At 50.7% G+C, this 1677-nt stretch carries 3 protein-coding genes; 1 reads left to right on the top strand and 2 read right to left on the bottom strand.

Annotation, left to right across the window (positions count from 1 at the left end):
* Nucleotides 1-7: 7 nt before the first annotated feature.
* Nucleotides 8-502, top strand: coding sequence for an HAD-IA family hydrolase (locus tag ACTHUT_RS19885; RefSeq protein WP_440419547.1), 495 nt, complete (start codon nt 8-10; stop codon nt 500-502).
* Nucleotides 503-567: 65 nt separating this feature from the next.
* Here the strand turns inward: ACTHUT_RS19885 and ACTHUT_RS19880 are convergent, their stop codons facing one another.
* Both ACTHUT_RS19880 and ACTHUT_RS19875 read right to left on the bottom strand, forming a co-directional pair.
* The gene (locus tag ACTHUT_RS19880) at nt 568-1374 is read right to left on the bottom strand and encodes a DNA ligase (RefSeq protein WP_440419545.1); all 807 of its coding nucleotides are present in this window, start codon (nt 1372-1374) and stop codon (nt 568-570) included.
* Nucleotides 1375-1477: 103 nt separating this feature from the next.
* A partial coding sequence (locus ACTHUT_RS19875) for an IS3 family transposase (protein WP_440419543.1) occupies nt 1478-1677 on the bottom strand: 200 nt, incomplete at its 5' end.

The following is a 1677-nucleotide window of genomic DNA, read 5'->3' as shown; positions in this document are numbered from 1 at the left end:
CTCCGGCATCATCCGCCGCCTTGCCCACAACGTCAGCGAACACGTTCAGGAAACCCTGATTGAGACCTATGCCGCGCACTACCTCAATCCCAACAACCGCAACATGACCCTGTTCCCCGAAGCCCTGTCCTGCCTGCAACGCTTGCAACAACAAGGTTATTGGCTTGCCATCGCCACCGGCAAAGGCCGAAGCGGCTTGGACAAAGCCATTGCACAAACCGACACCCAAGCCTTTTGGCTGGAAACTGCCTGCGCCAGCGAATATCCGTCCAAACCCGCGCCCGACATGGTACTTGCCCTCTGCGACCGACTGGGTGTTGAACCGGAAGAGGCCGTCGTCGTCGGCGACACCACCCACGACCTAGAAATGGCCGCCAACGCCAAAATCCGCGCCATCGCAGTTGCCACCGGCGCACATACTGCCCAACAGCTTTCCTCCATGCCCCATGTCGCCATACTCAACAGCTTGGCCGAATTGCCTGATGTATTGGAAACCTTATAAAAATCTATACAACATCTATATGAAAGGCCGTCTGAAACCTATTTTCAGACGGCCTTTCATTTGTTTTATCGATCCGAGCGCACCCTGACAAATGTTGCAAATTTCGGCGTTCCCTTTTGCGTAAAACCACGATAACGGTAAGTAATCAGTGCACCGATTTTCGGCGGATGGTCGCGGTCTTTATCCTTAAAACCGCTGCCGATACGAAACTCGCCATATTGGTTTTTGCATCCTACCGCACCCAAACGCCCGACATTGCGCCCTTTGCCCTCATAATGACGCGTTACCGTACATTCATCATCATATTCACTTTTCAGCTTCAACAGCTGCCCATTTCTACCGCTTGCATAACGGGCTTCAGGTTGACGCAGCATCACCCCTTCCCCACCCAACGCTTCAACTTGTTTCAAAAAATCCAAAGCATGTTGTTTGTCGCGCACCTTGACTTGCGGAATGACCGTAAACCGTGCCGACGGGTGTGATTTCAGCCATTTCGAAGCCGTTTCCAGCCGCTGATACAGATTACCCTGCGCCTGCGGCACATCAAAAACATGCAAACGGATGCCGTCCCAATTTCCCGAGGCAGAACGCACCGTCGCGGAAATTTGCTCAAACCGCCCTCGTCCGCTGTACAACTCGCCATCCATCGGAAACGGTGGAAAACCTGCTGTAAAACCTTTGGGCGGTGTAAACGCATAACCCTGACGACTGACCAGCCGCCTGCCGTCCCAATACGCGCGTACGCCATCCAACTTTTCACTCATGGCCCAACCGGCAATATCTTGATTTTTATATTCCTGCGCCAACAACAAATCTGCACCAAACGCCGCAGAGATGAAAGAAGCCGCAAAAATCGATATCATGATCCGCATTACATTATTCATAAGACATTTTTCCAGACTTGCTTTTTATTATATATACATAATAGCAAAAAAATGAACTGGCCCCAAATCTTGGACACTCATAAAAGCCTATTCAGGCGCTCTGTGCAAGCTGGGTTCTGTATGCGACAGGACTCAGCTTTTTCAATTTCAAACTGCAACGCTCCCGGTTGTAGTAATCCATATAGTCATCTATCTGTTTCATCAATTCGTCCACCGTCAATTCACCTGCGTTATAGAAACACTCCGTCTTCAACACCGCAAAGAAACTCTCCATCGGCGCATTGTCCCAAC

It is taken from the genome of Neisseria sp. P0022.S010 (assembly GCF_051956635.1).
This window is presented reverse-complemented; position numbering and strand designations above follow the sequence as displayed.

Excerpts from the sequence above, each read along its gene's own strand:
- ACTHUT_RS19880 (WP_440419545.1), bottom strand. The coding sequence starts at position 1,374 with ATGCGGATCATGATATCGATTTTTGCGGCTTCTTTCATCTCTGCGGCG.